Source organism: Candidatus Hakubella thermalkaliphila, assembly GCF_013281975.1.
GTDB lineage: Bacteria > Actinomycetota > Humimicrobiia > Hakubellales > Hakubellaceae > Hakubella > Hakubella thermalkaliphila.
In genome coordinates this window covers 1-501 of record NZ_BLRZ01000509.1, presented here as the reverse complement: position 1 = coordinate 501, position 501 = coordinate 1, and the positions used below count along the sequence as shown (strand labels likewise).

The 501-nt window shown below is 36.1% G+C and carries 1 pseudogene; it reads left to right on the top strand.

What is annotated here, in order from left to right:
• Window positions 1-172 precede the first annotated feature (172 nt).
• Window positions 173-496 (top strand): annotated as a pseudogene (locus HW443_RS14285) (transposase); the annotation flags it as partial.
• Between the last annotated feature and the right edge of the window lie 5 nt (window positions 497-501).

Below are 501 nucleotides of genomic sequence, written 5' to 3'. Positions count from 1 at the left end.
TTTAGCCAAACTTATTGAGAATACACCCTGTATTTTTTTACTGCAAGATTTTACACAGAAAGGTTTACGCTACAGACCAATTAACACTGTTCACAATGGGCAAATACAGCTACGCAGGTCATTGTGACGAATTTAAAACTAAAGACTATAAATCGCCTAGAAGTTTTATAATGGCAGGGCCGCAGTAGAGCTTATCATCAAAGAACTCAAAGAAGATTATCCATTAGCAAAGATTCCCACAAGACACTTTGCAGCCAATGAGGCTTATTTCCATCTCCTTTTGTTTGCTTACAATCTAATGAATTGGTTCAAGCGTCTATACTTGCCGGCAGAGTTCAAAAACATGACGCTTAAAACTCTAAGAACACAGATGCTTTTAGTGCCAGCGGAACTGGTAAGAACCGATAATAAACCTGTCCTAAAATTTCCATCTAATTTCTGGTATAAGGATAAAATAGAGTACACATTAAAACAGATAGAAAAGGTGAAATTATGACATTT